The organism is Burkholderia puraquae, from assembly GCF_002099195.1.
GTDB classification, from domain to species: domain Bacteria; phylum Pseudomonadota; class Gammaproteobacteria; order Burkholderiales; family Burkholderiaceae; genus Burkholderia; species Burkholderia puraquae.
In genome coordinates, this window is the sequence record NZ_NBYX01000014.1 from 205,174 (window position 1) to 220,212 (window position 15,039).

Consider the following 15,039-nt stretch of genomic DNA (forward strand, 5'->3'; position numbering starts at 1 on the left):
GGCGAGCCTCCTTCGGTGGCGCGGGCAGGGCGGGTCAGCCGCGGAACGCGGACGGCACGCCGCGGCGCAGGCGAGCTTCGAGCGCGTCGAGCAGCCGGCTGATCAGCAGGCCGACCGCGCCGACGACGATCACGGCCGCCATCACGAGATCGAGCTGGAACAGTTGCCGCCCGTAGACGATCAGGTAGCCGAGCCCTTCGGACGAGGCGACGAGCTCGACGACGACGAGCGCGAGCCACGACTTCGTGAACGCGAGCCGCACGCCGGTCGCGAGCGTCGGGATCGCAGCGGGCAGCACGACGTGCACGATGCGTTGCCGGCGCGTGTAGCCGAACACGCGGGCGACTTCGTCGAGCGCAGGCGGTGCCTGGCGAAACCCCTGCAACGTGCTCAGCGTGACGGGGACGAGCGCCGCATGCGCGATCAGCAGGTACTTGAGCGGTTCGCCGACGCCGACGAGCAGCAGCAGGAACGGCAGCCAGCCGAGCACCGGAATCTGCACGAGCGCGTTGAAGCTCGGCAGCACGTAGGCTTCCAGCGTGCGCGACAGGCCGATCGCGACGCCGGTCGCGAAACCGAGCAGCGTGCCGGCGGCGAACCCGACCAGCACGCGCTGGAGGCTGATCAGCGTGTGGCGCACGAGATCGCCGCTCGTCGCGAGATCCGCGAGCGCGTCGAACACCTGTTCGGGCGGCGGGAGGATCTGCGGCGCGATCCAGCCGCGCGCGCTGCCGATACGCCACAGCGCGAACAGCAGCGCGGGCAGCAGCCACGGTGCGAGCCGCCACGCCCACCGTTTCACGCCGGCCGCACGATGCGGCGGCACGGCGAGCGCGTGAGGCTCGGACGACGGGATGGAAAACGCGGTGTCGCTCATCGGGGCGGGTCCGGGTCAGGAAAGGGGCTTGCCGGCCGCGTCGTATCGTTGCCAGTAGCTTTCGAGCTTCAGCGTACGCAGCGCATTGTCGAGGTACTTCGGTTCGAACCAGCCGTTGACGTCGACCGGCTGGCGGATCAGCTTCAGCGCGAGCGCATCCTGCGCGACGGACTTGTAGCGCGCGACGAGGAACGGGTCGATCAGCGGCGACAGGCGATCCTTCAGGCGCTGGTTCGCATAGTCGGCCTGCCAGGACGAAACCGGCACGCCGCTCTTCGCCCACAGCTTGAACAGCGCATCGCGGTTCGCTTCGTCGGACGACCATTGCGCACCCTTCACGAGTGCGTTGACGACGCGCTGCACGATGTCCGGATGCGCGCGCTCGAAATCGTCGAGCACGAGCAGGTGGGTCTGGCGCGTGAGCTGCGGGCCGTCGTTCTGCGATTCGTAGATGATCTTCGCGAGCCCCGCGTCGCGCAGCTTGTACAGCTGGTAGTCGCCCACCGACGCGTCGATGCCTTTCGACGCGAGTGCGGCGAGCGAACTTGCGGAGTCGAGATTGATCACGCGCAGGTCGCGTTCGCCGAGGCCGTTTTTCGCGAGCGCGTTGTCGGCGACGAGCTGCAGGTTCGTGCCGCGGAAGATCGACACGCGGCGGTCCTTCAGGTCCTTGATCGAGCGGATGGCGGAGTCGGGCGGCACCGCGATCTTGACGCCCGAGCGCACGCTCGCGGCGAGCAGCAGGCGCGTCTTGATCCCGTTCGCCCGTGCGAGCACGGCGGGCAGGTCGCCCTGGTATGCGAAGTCGAGCGCCTTGTTGGCGATCGCCTCGTTGACGGCCGGCCCGGCGCCCTTGAAGAACAGCCACTGCACCTTGATGCCGTCGGCCGCAAACTCCTTTTCGACCAGTTGCTGCAATTGCGCGGTGGCGGCGCTCGATCCGCCGAACGTCGGCGGATCGCCGGTGCCTTGCTGGGCGACGCCGATGCGGATGGTGGCGGGTTTGTCGGCGTGCGCGGCGGCGGCCGGCAACGCAATGAGGGACGCGATCAGCAGCGATCGAAGCAGGCGCAGTGGAAGCATGAATCGATGGATCCGGAACGTTGGGGAACGAGGCCGGGCCTCAGCCCGTCGGCGCATTCTCGATGACGCGCCGGGGCCGGACAAGCAACGATTTGAACTATGCTTATCGCCGCTTTGCGGGTTGCGGTGCCGGGCGCACCGTTCCATATGGACGAGAGCCGCATTCACATGCATAGGAAATTTATTCAGGATTCCAATCATGTCGATTGAATCCGGATGCCGAATCAGGCAATCGCCGATTGAGAAATCGTGATGGCGACGAGTGCGGATTCGCGCGGGGATCGCTTGCGGAATCAGGGCGGAAAACGGGGCCGGGCAATCGGGGGAATGTGATGCGAGCCCGTCGTGTTTGCCGGGACGGCCGGTCGGGCGTGGCGCAACGGGCGCATATGAAGCGCCCCGGCACGCCGGTAAATCGAATGGAAACGGTTCAGTTTCCCGTCGGTAATTCATGCACCGAAACAGTCGGTATCTCTGCTCCAGTACGTGAACCATTTGAAATGCCGCGAGAAAAAATGACCGCAAATGAGCGGTATGCCTTTCATCCCTGCGCGAGGTAATCCATAAATGCACTCCGACGCCAAATAATTTGAATTCGCCTGAAAAATTGTCTATACCCTAGACGAATCAGCGCGGTTGGCACGTGCCGGATTGGCGGGCCACGGATGCACGTACGCAACGATCGAAGTCGTCGTTGCACGCCGCGCGTTGCAGTGATCGAGAGCATTCCGGGGGATGCGGGCGACTTCGTGCCAGGGTCGCGCGCATGCATTGCAACGGGCGAAGGTCCTGCGCAACCACCGGAGCAACGGAGCGTCTTTTGCGTTCAACGGTCGGTCACCGACCCCGTTACACGGAGGTTGCCATGCTGCAATACGTCAAGTCCCTGCTGCGTGACGAACGCGGCGTCAGCTCGCTCGAATACGCAGTGCTGGCCGGTATCGTCGTGGTCGCACTGGCGGCGGTCGGCGTGATCCTCAGCAGCACCAGCGGCGGCTTGCCGAGCGTGTTTACGACGCTGATCAACAAGGTGACGAGCTTGATCTGATCCCCTGAACCCGCGCGCCACCGACGAACACCGGGATCCGCAGCGGTAGAACGTGTCCGGCCGGGGCGTGTCGACGGACGGCTCTCCCATGCTCACTCTCGTGCAGTCGGTGGCCACGGTCTTGCTGGCTGCGCTTGCCGCGCAGGATCTGCGCGACCGGCGCCTGTCCAATCGCGCGGTGCTGGCGTTCGCGGCGCTGTATTTCGTCGCGGCGGGGCTCGCACGCGACGGGCTTGCGCCACTGGCCGGCCATGTCGCGACCGGCGCGGCGATGCTGCTGCTGTTCGGCGGCATGCGCCACGCGGGCTGGATCGGCGGAGGCGACGTCAAGTTGGCAGCGGCGGTATTCCTGTGGGCCGGCCCGGCACTGGCGTTTCCGGTGCTGACGGGCGTCGGCGCGGGCGGTGTCGTGTGCGGCCTCGCGTTGCTGGCTTCGCGGCCGCGGCGCGGCCCGCCGGTCGGCGCCGTCGCCGCTCGCGGCGTGCCGTACGGCGTTGCGCTCGCGCTCGGCGGCACGCTGGCCGTCTGGGCGTCGTTTCCACACACGGTTTCGCTCACCTAGCCGGGGGGACGCACGCTGCCATGCCCAAACCGCTGAGAATGGCCGTGCTCGTCGTTGCCGCCGGCATCGGTGCGTTCATCCTGCGCGAACTGTACGTCGCCGCGTCGACGCCATCGGTGCCCGCCGAAACGGATCAGGCGCGTGTGCGGGTTGCCGCCGCCGATCTGCCGGAAGGGCTGCTGCTGCGCGACAACGATCTTGCGTGGAAACGCATGCCGCGTGCGCAGGTGCCGGCTGGCGCGTTCGTCGAGTCGCAGCCGGGCGCGGACCTGAAAGGCGCGCTGCTGCGCAACCACGTCGGCGCGGGCGCACCGATTCGCGTCGAGAACGTGATTCCGGCCGGCGCGCCGGATTTTCTCGCGGCTGCGCTGCAACCCGGCATGCGCGCGATCTCGGTGCCGGTCGACGACGTGTCGGGCAACGCGGGGCTGATCCAGCCGGGCGACTTCGTCGACGTGCTGCTGACGCAGCAGATCGGCGGCTCGGCGACGTCGCCCGGCACGTTCGAAGCCGAGACGGTGGTGCGGCGTGCGCACGTGCTCGCGGTCGGCTCCGAATTCCAGCGCGCGAAGGCGCCTGCGAGCGCACCGGACGCGACGGCCCGCGCACGCACGGTCACGCTCGAGGTCGCACCGCGCACCGCGCAGGTCGTGCTGGTGGCGACCCGCCTCGGCTCGCTGTCGCTCGCGCTGCGCAGTTTTGCGACGAGCGACCGGCGGCAGCCGGCAGGCAGTGACGAGCAGGAGCCCGATACGCAGCCCGTGTGGGCGGGCGACGTGTCGCGCGCGGCCCGCGAGGCGGCACGCGAGCCGTCCGCCGCGCCGGATCGGGGCGCGCGGCCGGCGTGGCGGAGCAACGCGGTCGTGATCTATCGCGGTTCGTCGGTCGATGACGGATCGCGTGGCGGCGGTACCGGCACGCCGGGACTGCCGCCGCTGCCGTCCGGGCTGCCGGCCTGGCCGGCGATACCCGCGACGCCCGCGACAACGGGTGGCGCCAATGTCGCGGCGGAGGCGGCCGTGCCGCCGCCGGCAGCGGCGGCGCAGTGATGGATTGACGATTCGGGCCGGCCGCCCGGCGGCCGGCATTTGACGGGAACACGCATGGTGCGCATGGTTCGTTGGATCGCTTTCCTGGGCCTGGCCTGCGGCGTTGCGTACGCGCAGGTCGCGCGGGCGCCGGACGCGGGCGCGGCGCTGACGATCGCGACCGGCAAGGGGGAACTGCTGTCGCTGCCCGAGCCCGCGGCCGCGATGTTCGTTGCCGATCCGGCCATCGCGGACATCCAGGTTCCGTCGCCGCGCACCGTGTTCGTGTTCGGCAAGAAGGCGGGCACGACCACGCTGATCGCGCTCGGCGCGAACCATCGCCCGATCCTGCGCAAGACGGTGATCGTGCAGGTCGACACGGCGTCGCTGCAGGGCGTGCTCGACAGCCGCTTTCCGCAGCTGAAGCTGTCGGTGTCCGGTGCGCCGGGCTCGCTGATGGTGTCGGGCAAGGTGCCGAGCGCGGCCGACGCGGATGCGGTGATGCAGTCGCTCACGCCGTACCTGCACGACAAGGAAAAGATCGTCAACCGGCTCACGCTGTCGCGCCCGATCCAGGTGAACCTGCGCGTACGGGTGACCGAGGTGAGCCGCAACGTCACGCAGCAGCTCGGCATCAACTGGAGCTCGCTGGGCGGCGCCGGCAACTTCGTCGGCGGGCTGCTCAACGGGCGCACGCTGTTCGATCCGACGAACGGCCTGTTCAACCTGTCGCCGACGGGCGCATTCTCGGTGCTCGGCGGGTTCCGCGCGGGGCGCTGGTCGATCGACGTCGTGCTCGATGCGCTCGACCAGGAGGGCCTGATCACGATGCTCGCCGAACCGAACCTCACCGCGATGTCGGGCGAGACGGCGAGCTTTCTCGCGGGCGGCGAGATTCCGATCCCGGTTGCGCAAACCGGCAACACGGGAGTGATCACGGTCGAGTACAAGCCGTTCGGCGTGTCGCTCGACTTCACGCCGACCGTGCTCACCGACAACCGCATCAGCCTCAAGGTGCGGCCGGAAGTCAGCGAGGTCGATGCGAGCAATAGCGTGACGACGGGCAGCATCAAGGTGCCGGCACTCACGGTGCGCCGCGTCGAGACGACGGTCGAGCTGTCGAGCGGGCAGAGCTTTGCGATCGGCGGGCTGCTGCAGAGCCAGACGGCCGACACCGTATCGCAGGTTCCGGGGCTCGGCCGGCTGCCGATTATCGGCCGGCTGTTTTCGTCGAAGAACTTCCAGGACAACAAGACCGAGGTGGTCGTGATTGTCACGCCGTACATCGTGCAGCCGGCCGGGCCCGGCCAGCTCGAGCAGGCAATCGATACCGTCGCGCGGCCGAGCAGCGACCTGGAGTTCGCGGTGCAGCGCAACCTGGGGCTCGACTTGCTGTCGGGCGACACGCCGCGCCTCGTCGGCGCCGCGGGCTTCGTGTACTGAACCGGAGGAGCGCGCATGGGAACCCGATCGACCGTTGCCGCACTGCTGCCGCTGGTGTTCGCCGGCTGCCTGTCGGCGCCGCCGCCGGTCAACCTGCCCGATGCACGGGCGATCGGCTTCGACGGCGCGCACGCGGTGCCGCCCGACTGCGCGACGCTGATGCAGCCGTCGCATCTCGTCGACGCGGGGTTCGCGCGGCCCGGTGTGCCGTTCGGCTGTGCGACCTACTCGAACCTCGCGGCGATGCTCGCGCGGCCGGAGGATCTCGTCGCGCCCGTGCCGTACGGCGGCGCGGACGCGCAGGCCGCGGCCGACGCGGTGCGCCGCTACGTCGAGGATCGCGTGAAGCAGCCGACGCCCGGCAGGACGCAGACGACCGGCTCGTCCGGCCATTGACCGCACCCGGATGCCATCACGATGCCGCCCATGAACCTCCTCGATCGCCAGAGCACCCGGCGCACCGCATCCGCGGGAGCGGCCGATCTCGTCGCGGTCGTATCCGATTCGGGAAGCGAGGACGTGATTCGACGTGTCACGCAGGAGCTGTCGATCACGCGCACTCACCTGCAGGCGGGCACCTGCGACGATGCGATCCGGCTGCTGCAGCAGTACGAGCGTTCGCCGCGGCAACTCGTCATCGACGTGTCGGATTCGGTGCTGCCGGTGTCTGACCTGATGCGGCTCGCCGACGTGTGCGACCCGTCGGTGCGCGTCATCGCGATCGGTACGCAGAACGACGTCGGGCTGTTTCGCAACCTGCTCGGCATCGGCGTGCAGGACTACATCGTCAAGCCGCTGACCGTCGAGCTGATGCGGCGTGCGCTGACGGCGACGGAATCGGTCGTCCAGGCACGCACCGGCAAGGTCGTCAGTTTCGTCGGCGCCCGCGGCGGCGTCGGCGCGACCACGATCACCGTGAACCTCGCGCGCTTCCTGGCGGGCGAGAAGCGCCGCCGCGTGGCCTACGTCGACCTGAACCTGCATGGCGGCGGCGCGAACTCGATGTTCGGGCTGACGAGCAACAACGGCCTGATCGAATTGCTGAACATGGGGCAGCGCCCCGACGACGCGTTGTTCGAGCGCATGTTCGTGACGAAGGGCGACCGGTTGCACGTCCTGTCTGCGGAGCTGGCCTACGGCGCCGACGTGCCGGTGGGCGACGAGGCCGTCGCGCGCCTGGTCGACATGCTGAAGGATCGCTTCCACTACGTGCTGTTCGACGTCGGGAACGGCGCCGGCAAGCTGCTCGAGGACGCGCTCGTGGCGTCCGACCTCGTCCATGTGGTGGTCGACCGCTCGGTGCATGCCGCGTACGAAGCCGCACGGCTCGCGCGCTTCGTGCGGGAGCTGCCCGGCGAGCGGCTGCTGTCGATGGTGCTGAACAACCCGCTCGCACCGGTCGCGGGCCGCGTCGAGCCGGTCGATTTCGAGGTGGCGTTCGGCGGCGCGAAGCTGCACGAACTGCCGCACGAGCCGCAGGCGCTTGCTGTCGCCGAGAACCTGGGCGAGCCGATCGAAGGCACGAAGCGAAACGGCTTTCTGGACCAGATCCGGCAGCTCGCGAGCGGCATCACCGGCGAACCGATGGTCGTCGCCGAGCCGTGGTACGCGCGGTTCGTCAAGTGGAGGAAAGGATCGTGACGTTCGGTACCCGCAACCGGCCGCCGGCCACGGACCCCGTGCCGGCCGCGACGCCCGCCGTGACGCGCGAACCCGCAGCGGCCCCGGCCCCGGCTTCGGCTCCGGTGGACACACCCGCGCCCGCGCCGATGCCCACCCGCGCGCCCGTGGCGGCGGATACTCACGAGGCGCTGATCCGGTCGAGCAAGTTCGACGCGATCCGCAGCGCGGTCTTCGCGTCGATGAACATGTCGGCGGCGCTGATGAAGACGCGCGACGAAGTGCGCGCGGGCGTCGAGCAGGTGGCCGCGCACACGGTCGATCGCGAGCGCCTGAAGATCACGGCCGGCGAGCAGGTGCTGATCGTCGATGCGATCCTGAACGACATGTTCGGCGTCGGGCCGATCGAGCCGCTGCTCGCCGACGACACGGTCACCGACATCCTCGTCAACGGGCCCGACCAGGTCTACGTCGAGCGCGCAGGCCGGCTCGAACTCACGTCGCTGAAGTTCCGCGACAACGCGCACGTGGCGAGCGTCGCGCAGCGGATCGCGGCGGCGGTGGGGCGGCGCGTCGACGAGAGCAGCCCGATGGTCGATGCGCGCCTCGCCGACGGCAGCCGCGTGAACGTCGTGCTGCCGCCGATCGCGATGCGCGGCCCGTCGATCTCGATCCGCAAGTTCGCGAAGCGCGACATCACGCTCGCGCGGATGGCGCAGCAGGGCAACATCTCGCATCCGATGCTGCAGGTGCTGAAGGTCGCGTGCGCGTGCCGGCTGAACATCGTGATCTCGGGCGGCACCGGCTCGGGCAAGACGACGCTGCTCAATGCGCTGTCGCAGCACATCGAGCAGCACGAACGGATCGTGACGATCGAGGATGCGGCCGAGCTGCAGTTGCTGCAGCCGCACGTCGTGAGCCTCGAGACGCGGCCGGAGAACACCGAGGGCCTCGGCGGGATCTCGCAGCGCGATCTCGTGCGCAACGCGCTGCGCATGCGGCCCGACCGCATCATCCTCGGCGAGATTCGCGGCCCTGAGGCGTTCGACGTGCTGCAGGCGATGAACACGGGGCACGACGGCTCGATGACGACGATCCACGCGAATTCGCCGCGCGATGCGATCAGCCGGCTCGAGAGCATGGTCATGATGGCGAACGCGAACCTGCAGCTGCTGTCGATCCGGCGCCAGATCGCGAGCGCCGTGCACCTGTTCGTGCAGATCGAGCGGATGCGCGATGGCGTGCGGCGCGTCACGCGGATCACGGAGATCGTCGGGATGGAAGGCGAGGTGGTCATCACGCAGGACCTGTTCGCGTTCCGCCAGGAAGGCGACACGACGCGCGATGCGGTGAAGGGCGTATTCGATGCATCGCCGTTGCGGCCGGGATTCGCGGCGCGCGCCGCGTATTACGGTGTGGAGGATGCACTCTCCGACGTGTTTCGGCAATGAGGGCCGCCGACCTGTTCGCGGCCGGCGCGTTCGTGATGATCCTCGCGATCGGGCTCGTGCTGTCGTCGCTGTTCGATCGCGCGAGCCACACGCCGGCCCAGCGCATCCGCGCGCGGATGCGCCGGCTCTCGCCGTCGCTCGCCGGGCGCGACCGCCACGCGTCCGCCATGCCCGGCGTCGCGCTGTTCAACCTCGAGCGCCGGCAAGGCCGCCTGCGCGCGTGGCTGCAGCGCCGCGTGACGCGTGTGCGCGCGGTCGGCGGCAAGGGCGGCGTGAGGATCGTCGTCGTGAGCACGATTGCCGGCGCGATCGCGGCGATCGTCGCGGTGAAGCTGATCGGGCCGCCGGGCTTCCTGCGCCCGCTGATCTACGCCGGGTTGCCGCTGGTCGCGATGCGCACCAGCTACCGTGCGCTGGTGGAACGCTTCCGGATCCGTTTTCTCGAAGCGTTCCCGGACGCGATCGACGTGATCGTGCGGGCCGTGCGCGCGGGGATTCCGGTCACGCAGGCGATCAGCATGGTCGGCGACGGCGCGGCCGAGCCGGTGCGCGCGACGTTCCGCTCGATGGGCGACAGCCTGCGCGTCGGCGCGGATCTCAAGGACGTGCTGACGCAGGCGGCGGACCGGCTGATGATCGCGGACTTCTCGTTCTTCACCGTCTACCTGCTGCTGCAGCGCGAGACCGGCGGCAGCCTCGGCGAAACGCTCGACGAGCTGTCGAGCATTATCCGCACGCGCCGCGACATCCGCCTGAAGACCCGCGCACTGACCGCCGAAGGGCGTATCACGACGAACATCATTTCGGCGGTGCCGTTCGTGATGATCGGTGCGCTGTTCCTCGTGAACCGCGACTACGTGATGCTGCTGTTCAAGACGCACGCAGGGCACACGATGCTGACGATCGCGGCCGGGTTGCTGACGGTCGGCCTGCTGGTGATCCGCAAGATCTCGAAACTGGATACCGCGCGATGACGATGTCGATACTGGCCGCCCGCGGCCTCGAGTTGCTGTTGTTGCTCGCCTGTGTCGCGGTGGCGCTCGGCACGCCCGGCGGCGGCACCCGCCAGCGGATCGCCGCACGCGTACGGCAGGCTGCCGGGCAGCACCCGCCGGCACTGGCGGCGGGGTGGCTGCAGCCGGGCGGCGTCCGCCTGGACCTGTCGCGCCGGCTCGCGCAGCTGGGCGAACGGCTGCCGGTGCTCGACCCGATGCAGCGCGTGAAGCTCGGCCTGCAGCTGGCGCGGGCGGGCTTTCGCGAGCGCCGCGCGGTGTCGTCGATGATCGGGACCAAGCTGAGTTGCGGCGTGCTGTTCGCGTGCGGCGCGATCGTGTTCAGCCCGCTGATTCCGCGCTTCGGCGAATACTTCGTGATCCGCGCGCTGGCGATGATTGCCGCGTTCGTGATCGGCGTGATCGTGCCGGAATACGTGCTCGGCGTGATGATCCGGCGGCGGCGGCGGATCATCGCCGCGTGCTTTCCGGACGCGCTCGACCTGCTGGTGATCTGCACGATGGCCGGCAATAGCCTCGCGTCGGGCATCCGGCGCGTCGCACACGAACTGTCGCGCATCTGCCCGCCGCTTGCCGACGAGCTGACCGTGTGTGCGGACGAGCTCACGCTGAGCGGCGACGTGTCCGCGACGCTCGCGCATTTCGCGGCGCGCGTCGATTTCACGTCGGCCCGTTCGCTTGCGACGACGCTGACGCAGTCGCAGCGGTTCGGCACGCCGATCACGCAGGCGCTGCGCACCCTGTCGCGCACCGAGCGCACCGAGCAGATCGTCGCGCTCGAGGAACGGGCAGCGAAGCTTGCGCCGAAGATCACGCTGCCGATGATGCTGTTCATCCTGCCGACGGTCTGCCTGATCGCGGCGGGCCCGGCGGCGATTCGCCTGCTCGAGGTATTCAGATGACACGATCCGTCGTACGCGCGCTCGCGCTCGCGGCCGTGCTGCCGGTGCTGGCCGGCGGCTGCGGTGGGCCTGGCATCCAGACGCGGCCGGTGCTGTCGCACAAGAGCGACGACCCGCAGGCCGAGCTACGCATTGCGGACAGCGCGCTCGCCGGCGGCAACGTCGAACTCGCGTCGACGCTGTACGAGAAGGTGCTCGCGAAGCATCCGGATTCGCTTGCGGCACGCCTGGGGCTCGGCGACGTCAACTACCGCGCGGGCGACCTGGAGCGCGCGCGGATCCTCTACGACGCAGCGCAGCAGCAGGCACCCGCGGAGCTCGGCCCGCAGCTCGGGCTTGCGCGCGTCGCGTTGCGGCAGCGCCGCCTCGACGAAGCCGCGCAGCGCTATCGCGCCCTGCTGGCCGCGCAACCGAACCATCCGCTTGCGGCGGAAGGGCTCGGCACCGTGCTCGACCTGCAGGGGCGTCATGCGGATGCGCAGGTCGTATATCGCGAGGCGCTGCGCGCGCACCCGGACGCGCAGGGGCTGCGCGTCGACCTCGGGCTGTCGCTCGTACTGAGCAACCGGCCGCGCGAAGGCGTGAACGTGCTGCTCGACGTCGCCGGGCTGCCGTCCGCGCCGTGGCAGGCACGCCAGAACCTCGCGTTCGCGTACGGCGTGCTCGGCAACACCGATTCGGCGAAGAAGCTGCTCTCCGCGGACTTGCCGGCATCGGCGGTGGCCGACAACCTGCGCTTCTACCAGGCGGTGCGCGCGCGGCTGGCGTCGCGCGGGGGCGCCGGGGTGGCCGGTGGCGCGCCGCCGCTGTCGGGCGCGGCGCTGGAGCCGGGCGTCGCACCGCCGGGTGCGGGGGCCGCAAAATGACACGCGGGGCGACGGGCGTGCGCCACGCGCGCGGCGTCGTGTCCCTCGAGTTCGTGCTGATGCTGCCGTTCCTGCTGATGGTGCTGATCGGTATCATCGACACGAGCCTGATCCTGTGCGACAAGGCCGTCATCACGAACGCGAGCCGCGAGGCCGCGCGCGCCGGCGTCGTGCTGCGCGTGCCGATGCTGACCACGACGCAGATCGCCAACGTCGCGCAGACCTACATGCAGAACAGCCTGATCACCGGCGGTACCGCGACGACACCGGCGGTGACCGTGACGCAGGCAAACGGCACGACGTCAGGCACTGCGCTGACGGTGACGGTGACCTACACATACACGGGGCTCGTGCTGGGTTCCGCGTTCAGCGCGCTCACCGGCCCGGTGACGGTCTCGGCGACCTCGGTGATGCTCTATGAATGAAGTGACCGCAACGCAACCCGCCGGCCGCGCGCGGCAGCGCGGCTCGGTTGCGCTGTTCTTCCTGCTGTTCCTGATTCCGCTGCTGTCGTTCGGCGCACTGGCGATCGACATCGCGTGGGTGGCCACGGTGAAGAACCAGTTGCAGAACGCGGCCGATGCGGCGGCGCTCGCGGGGGCCGACGCGATGATGTCGCCGAGCGGCGGCGCGTTGAACTGGTCGCAGGCCGCGCCGGCGGCGAACGGCGTGATCGCGCAGAACTCGGCGGCCGGTGCGGCGCTATCGACCGGCACGGTGACCACCGGGTACTGGAACGTCACGCGCAGCCCCGCATCGATGCAGCCGACGACCATCACGCCCGGCCAGTACGACGTGCCGGCGGTGCAGGTGACCGTGTCGCGTGCGCCCGGCGTGAACGGCGGCTCGATTCCGCTGCTGCTCGGCGGGCTGTTGGGGATACCGGATGCATCCGGCAGCGCGACCGCCGTGGCGGTGCTGGCAGCGCCGGGCGGGGTCGCGGCCGGCGGGCTGTTTCCGATCGCGATCGACCAGTGCGTGTACAACCAGTACTGGAACGCGGCGACCAACCAGCCGCTGATCAATCCGCTGACGGGGCAGCCGTATGAATTCTCGATCACGAACGGCCAGACCTACGGCCTGCTGTGCATGGGCGGCCAGTGGACGTCGTTCCAGTCGACTGCGAGCGACACGACGACGATGGGCGGCCTGATGGTGACCGGCAATCCGACGACGCTCAACATTGGCGACAGCATCAATCTCGCGACCGGTGTGAAGGCGACGCTCTACACGTCGGTGCCGGTCGGCACGACGGTGGTGCTCCCGGTCGTCACGCAGACGTCGAGCAGCACCACCGTACCGATCGTCGCGTTCGCTGCGTTCCGTATCGATGTGTCGCTGGGCGGGACGTACAAGTACATCCAGGGCCACTTCGTCGCCGGCGTGAAGATGACGGGCGTCGCGACCGGCGTCGGGCCGTACTACGGCGTCTACGTGCCGCCGCGGCTCGCGTTGTAAGCGCCGGGTCCCGCGCCGGCCCGGCGCAGCAGCACGAGCAGCGCGAACAGTGTCACGGCCGGGCCGATCTGCGGCCATTGCAGCCACGGGTTCAGGTATTCGACGATCGGCAGCAGCCACATGAGCGCGATCGCGGTCTGCTCGCCGCGCAGCCAGCCGTCCTGCCAGCCGATCGCCAGCATGCACGCGATCGCGATGCCGAGCCAGGCGAGCTCGTAGTGCCATACGTACGGGTTGGCCGCGAGCGTCGCGACCGCCAGCACCGCCGCGCGCAAGCGAATGTCGCGCGAGCGGGTCCACACGAGGCAGGCGGCCGCGATCGCCAGCGCCGCGATGCACGCTTGCGCGGCATACGCGAGGCCAGGCGGCAGGCCCGCGAGGCGGAACGCGGCGAACGGCGCCGGCGACGCGAGCCAGAACACCACGCCTTGCTCGAGAAGGAGCGACCGCGCGAGCGCGGTGCCCGCGACGAACAGGCGTAGCGACTCGACGCCGCAGACCAGGACGCTCAACGCGACGAACGCGGTGGTGGCGAGCGCGGCCCACGCGATCGTGCGCCATGCGCGGGTGGCGACCAGCACGAACGGGAACAGCAGCGCCAGTTGCGGCTTGGCCGACAGCAGGCCGATGCAGAGGCCGGCCCATATCGGCCGACGGTCCGCCCAGCAGACGGCCAGTGCCGCGCACGACGCGGTCAGGAACGCGTTCTGCCCGAACATCCCGGTGACGAACACGCACGGGGCGGCGACCAGCGCGAACCCGCCGACGCGCGACGCACCGGGGATCGCGCCGAGGCCCGCTACGCGCGAGGCGGCAAAACCGAACACGGCGACGCCGAACGCGACGAACAGCGGATAGCCGATTGCATAAGGCAGCAGCGCCAGCGGCGTCACGAGCAGCAGGTTGGTGGGCGGGTACAGCCACGCGACGAGGTCTTCGCGGCGGAACTGCGGGAACAGTTCCGCCGCCAGCCGCGAGAAGGTCGGCAAATCGTACGCTTGCCACGGCGAGCCGTGCAGCATCACGTACGACGCCGACCAGAACACCGCGTAGTCGGGGCCCGGGCGCGACAGCGCGGTGGCGGGCGCGTGACGGACGACGGCTACCCAGATCGCGAGGAACAGCGCGTAGCATGCGAGCGCGACCGCACTGTACGCAACGACGCGCCGGGGTGTCAGCCACGCGCGGACGGGATGGTCTGCCGATCGTATCGATTGCCGGGGGAGATCCATGCGTCGTGTGCGTGGTTACTTGGCGGACGCTTTCCGCGCACCGTGGCCGGCGGCCGCGGGCAGCGCCGTCCGGCGGCGGGCCGCATGCGTGCGCTTGAGCGGGAACTGCAGCAGCTTCGATGCCGGATGCGCGGCGGCGTCCCGCTGCGCGTGATAGCGCCGCCGCACGAGATAGACCGGGCGTTGTTTCGACTCGTGATAGATGCGGCCGAGGTATTCGCCGATCACGCCGATGCCGATCAGCTGGATGCCGCCGACGAACAGCATCACGGAGATCAGCGACGCGTAGCCGTGCACGGGGTTGCCGAACAGCAGCGTGCGCATGACGATGAACGTGCCGTAGATGAACGAGAGGGCGGCGAATGCGAGGCCGATGTAGGTCCACACGCGCAGCGGCACGGTGCTGAAGCTGGTGATGCCTTCGAGCGCGAAGTTCCAGCGCCGCCATCCGGAGAA

Annotated in this window: 15 protein-coding genes and 1 pseudogene; 12 read left to right on the forward strand and 4 right to left on the reverse strand. The window is 69.4% G+C overall.

All coding sequences use genetic code 11. From position 1 onward, the window contains the following. Positions 1–34: 34 nt before the first annotated feature. A complete protein-coding gene (locus B7G54_RS25380; RefSeq protein WP_085041555.1) occupies positions 35–877 on the reverse strand; it encodes an ABC transporter permease in 843 nt (280 codons plus the stop codon). Between the two features lie 15 nt (positions 878–892). Further along, positions 893–1,960: an ABC transporter substrate-binding protein gene (locus tag B7G54_RS25385; protein WP_085041556.1), complete on the reverse strand. Its 1,068-nt coding sequence runs from the start codon at positions 1,958–1,960 to the stop codon at positions 893–895. A gap of 865 nt (positions 1,961–2,825) precedes the next feature. On the opposite strand from B7G54_RS25385, the gene B7G54_RS25390 reads away from it, so the two are divergent. From B7G54_RS25390 to B7G54_RS25445, 12 genes are all read left to right on the forward strand, one after another. Next, positions 2,826–3,008: a Flp family type IVb pilin gene (locus tag B7G54_RS25390; protein WP_041493341.1), complete on the forward strand. Its 183-nt coding sequence runs from the start codon at positions 2,826–2,828 to the stop codon at positions 3,006–3,008. 88 nt (positions 3,009–3,096) lie between these two features. Then, complete coding sequence (locus B7G54_RS25395; RefSeq protein WP_085041557.1) at positions 3,097–3,570, forward strand: A24 family peptidase; 474 nt, start codon at positions 3,097–3,099, stop codon at positions 3,568–3,570. Between the two features lie 20 nt (positions 3,571–3,590). Then, positions 3,591–4,619, forward strand: a complete 1,029-nt coding sequence (gene cpaB / locus B7G54_RS25400) for a Flp pilus assembly protein CpaB (RefSeq protein ID WP_085041558.1) — start codon at positions 3,591–3,593, stop codon at positions 4,617–4,619. Positions 4,620–4,673: 54 nt separating this feature from the next. Next, positions 4,674–6,041, forward strand: a complete 1,368-nt coding sequence (locus tag B7G54_RS25405; protein ID WP_085041559.1) for a type II and III secretion system protein family protein — start codon at positions 4,674–4,676, stop codon at positions 6,039–6,041. 15 nt (positions 6,042–6,056) lie between these two features. Then, on the forward strand, positions 6,057–6,437 hold the full coding sequence (locus tag B7G54_RS25410) for a CpaD family pilus assembly lipoprotein (RefSeq protein ID WP_085041560.1): 381 nt from the start codon (positions 6,057–6,059) through the stop codon (positions 6,435–6,437). Between the two features lie 21 nt (positions 6,438–6,458). Then, the gene (locus B7G54_RS25415; protein ID WP_085041561.1) at positions 6,459–7,682 is read left to right on the forward strand and encodes a CpaE/TadZ family protein; all 1,224 of its coding nucleotides are present in this window, start codon (positions 6,459–6,461) and stop codon (positions 7,680–7,682) included. Beyond that, positions 7,679–9,112, forward strand: a complete 1,434-nt coding sequence (locus B7G54_RS25420) for a TadA family conjugal transfer-associated ATPase (protein WP_085041562.1) — start codon at positions 7,679–7,681, stop codon at positions 9,110–9,112. The genes B7G54_RS25415 and B7G54_RS25420 overlap by 4 nt, the downstream gene beginning before the upstream one ends. Continuing rightward, the gene (locus tag B7G54_RS25425) at positions 9,109–10,086 is read left to right on the forward strand and encodes a type II secretion system F family protein (RefSeq protein ID WP_085041563.1); all 978 of its coding nucleotides are present in this window, start codon (positions 9,109–9,111) and stop codon (positions 10,084–10,086) included. The genes B7G54_RS25420 and B7G54_RS25425 overlap by 4 nt, the downstream gene beginning before the upstream one ends. Continuing rightward, complete coding sequence (locus B7G54_RS25430) at positions 10,083–11,027, forward strand: type II secretion system F family protein (protein ID WP_085041564.1); 945 nt, start codon at positions 10,083–10,085, stop codon at positions 11,025–11,027. The genes B7G54_RS25425 and B7G54_RS25430 overlap by 4 nt, the downstream gene beginning before the upstream one ends. After that, positions 11,024–11,893 carry a tetratricopeptide repeat protein gene (locus tag B7G54_RS25435; protein ID WP_085041565.1) on the forward strand — a complete coding sequence of 290 codons (870 nt, stop codon included), beginning with the start codon at positions 11,024–11,026 and terminating at the stop codon, positions 11,891–11,893. Before B7G54_RS25430 ends, B7G54_RS25435 begins: the two co-directional genes overlap by 4 nt. Then, positions 11,890–12,318 (forward strand): TadE/TadG family type IV pilus assembly protein, encoded by a 429-nt coding sequence (locus B7G54_RS25440; RefSeq protein WP_085041566.1) that lies wholly within the window; start codon positions 11,890–11,892, stop codon positions 12,316–12,318. Before B7G54_RS25435 ends, B7G54_RS25440 begins: the two co-directional genes overlap by 4 nt. Continuing rightward, the gene (locus B7G54_RS25445; RefSeq protein ID WP_085041567.1) at positions 12,311–13,351 is read left to right on the forward strand and encodes a TadG family pilus assembly protein; all 1,041 of its coding nucleotides are present in this window, start codon (positions 12,311–12,313) and stop codon (positions 13,349–13,351) included. The genes B7G54_RS25440 and B7G54_RS25445 overlap by 8 nt, the downstream gene beginning before the upstream one ends. Here the strand turns inward: B7G54_RS25445 and B7G54_RS25450 are convergent. Both B7G54_RS25450 and B7G54_RS25455 read right to left on the reverse strand, forming a co-directional pair. After that, positions 13,324–14,583, reverse strand: coding sequence for a glycosyltransferase family 87 protein (locus B7G54_RS25450; protein WP_085041568.1), 1,260 nt, complete (start codon positions 14,581–14,583; stop codon positions 13,324–13,326). The genes B7G54_RS25445 and B7G54_RS25450 overlap by 28 nt on opposite strands. A gap of 15 nt (positions 14,584–14,598) precedes the next feature. Beyond that, positions 14,599–15,039 (reverse strand): annotated as a pseudogene (locus tag B7G54_RS25455) (glycosyltransferase); the annotation flags it as partial.

Coding starts and splice junctions, on each gene's coding strand:
- B7G54_RS25415 (WP_085041561.1), top strand. CDS start 6,459: ATGCCGCCCATGAACCTCCTCGATCGCCAGAGCACCCGGCGCACCGCA.
- B7G54_RS25425 (WP_085041563.1), top strand. CDS start 9,109: ATGAGGGCCGCCGACCTGTTCGCGGCCGGCGCGTTCGTGATGATCCTC.
- B7G54_RS25410 (WP_085041560.1), top strand. CDS start 6,057: ATGGGAACCCGATCGACCGTTGCCGCACTGCTGCCGCTGGTGTTCGCC.
- B7G54_RS25395 (WP_085041557.1), top strand. CDS start 3,097: ATGCTCACTCTCGTGCAGTCGGTGGCCACGGTCTTGCTGGCTGCGCTT.
- B7G54_RS25445 (WP_085041567.1), top strand. CDS start 12,311: ATGAATGAAGTGACCGCAACGCAACCCGCCGGCCGCGCGCGGCAGCGC.
- B7G54_RS25450 (WP_085041568.1), bottom strand. CDS start 14,583: ATGGATCTCCCCCGGCAATCGATACGATCGGCAGACCATCCCGTCCGC.
- cpaB (WP_085041558.1), top strand. CDS start 3,591: ATGCCCAAACCGCTGAGAATGGCCGTGCTCGTCGTTGCCGCCGGCATC.
- B7G54_RS25390 (WP_041493341.1), top strand. CDS start 2,826: ATGCTGCAATACGTCAAGTCCCTGCTGCGTGACGAACGCGGCGTCAGC.
- B7G54_RS25435 (WP_085041565.1), top strand. CDS start 11,024: ATGACACGATCCGTCGTACGCGCGCTCGCGCTCGCGGCCGTGCTGCCG.
- B7G54_RS25380 (WP_085041555.1), bottom strand. CDS start 877: ATGAGCGACACCGCGTTTTCCATCCCGTCGTCCGAGCCTCACGCGCTC.
- B7G54_RS25385 (WP_085041556.1), bottom strand. CDS start 1,960: ATGCTTCCACTGCGCCTGCTTCGATCGCTGCTGATCGCGTCCCTCATT.
- B7G54_RS25430 (WP_085041564.1), top strand. CDS start 10,083: ATGACGATGTCGATACTGGCCGCCCGCGGCCTCGAGTTGCTGTTGTTG.
- B7G54_RS25440 (WP_085041566.1), top strand. CDS start 11,890: ATGACACGCGGGGCGACGGGCGTGCGCCACGCGCGCGGCGTCGTGTCC.
- B7G54_RS25405 (WP_085041559.1), top strand. CDS start 4,674: ATGGTGCGCATGGTTCGTTGGATCGCTTTCCTGGGCCTGGCCTGCGGC.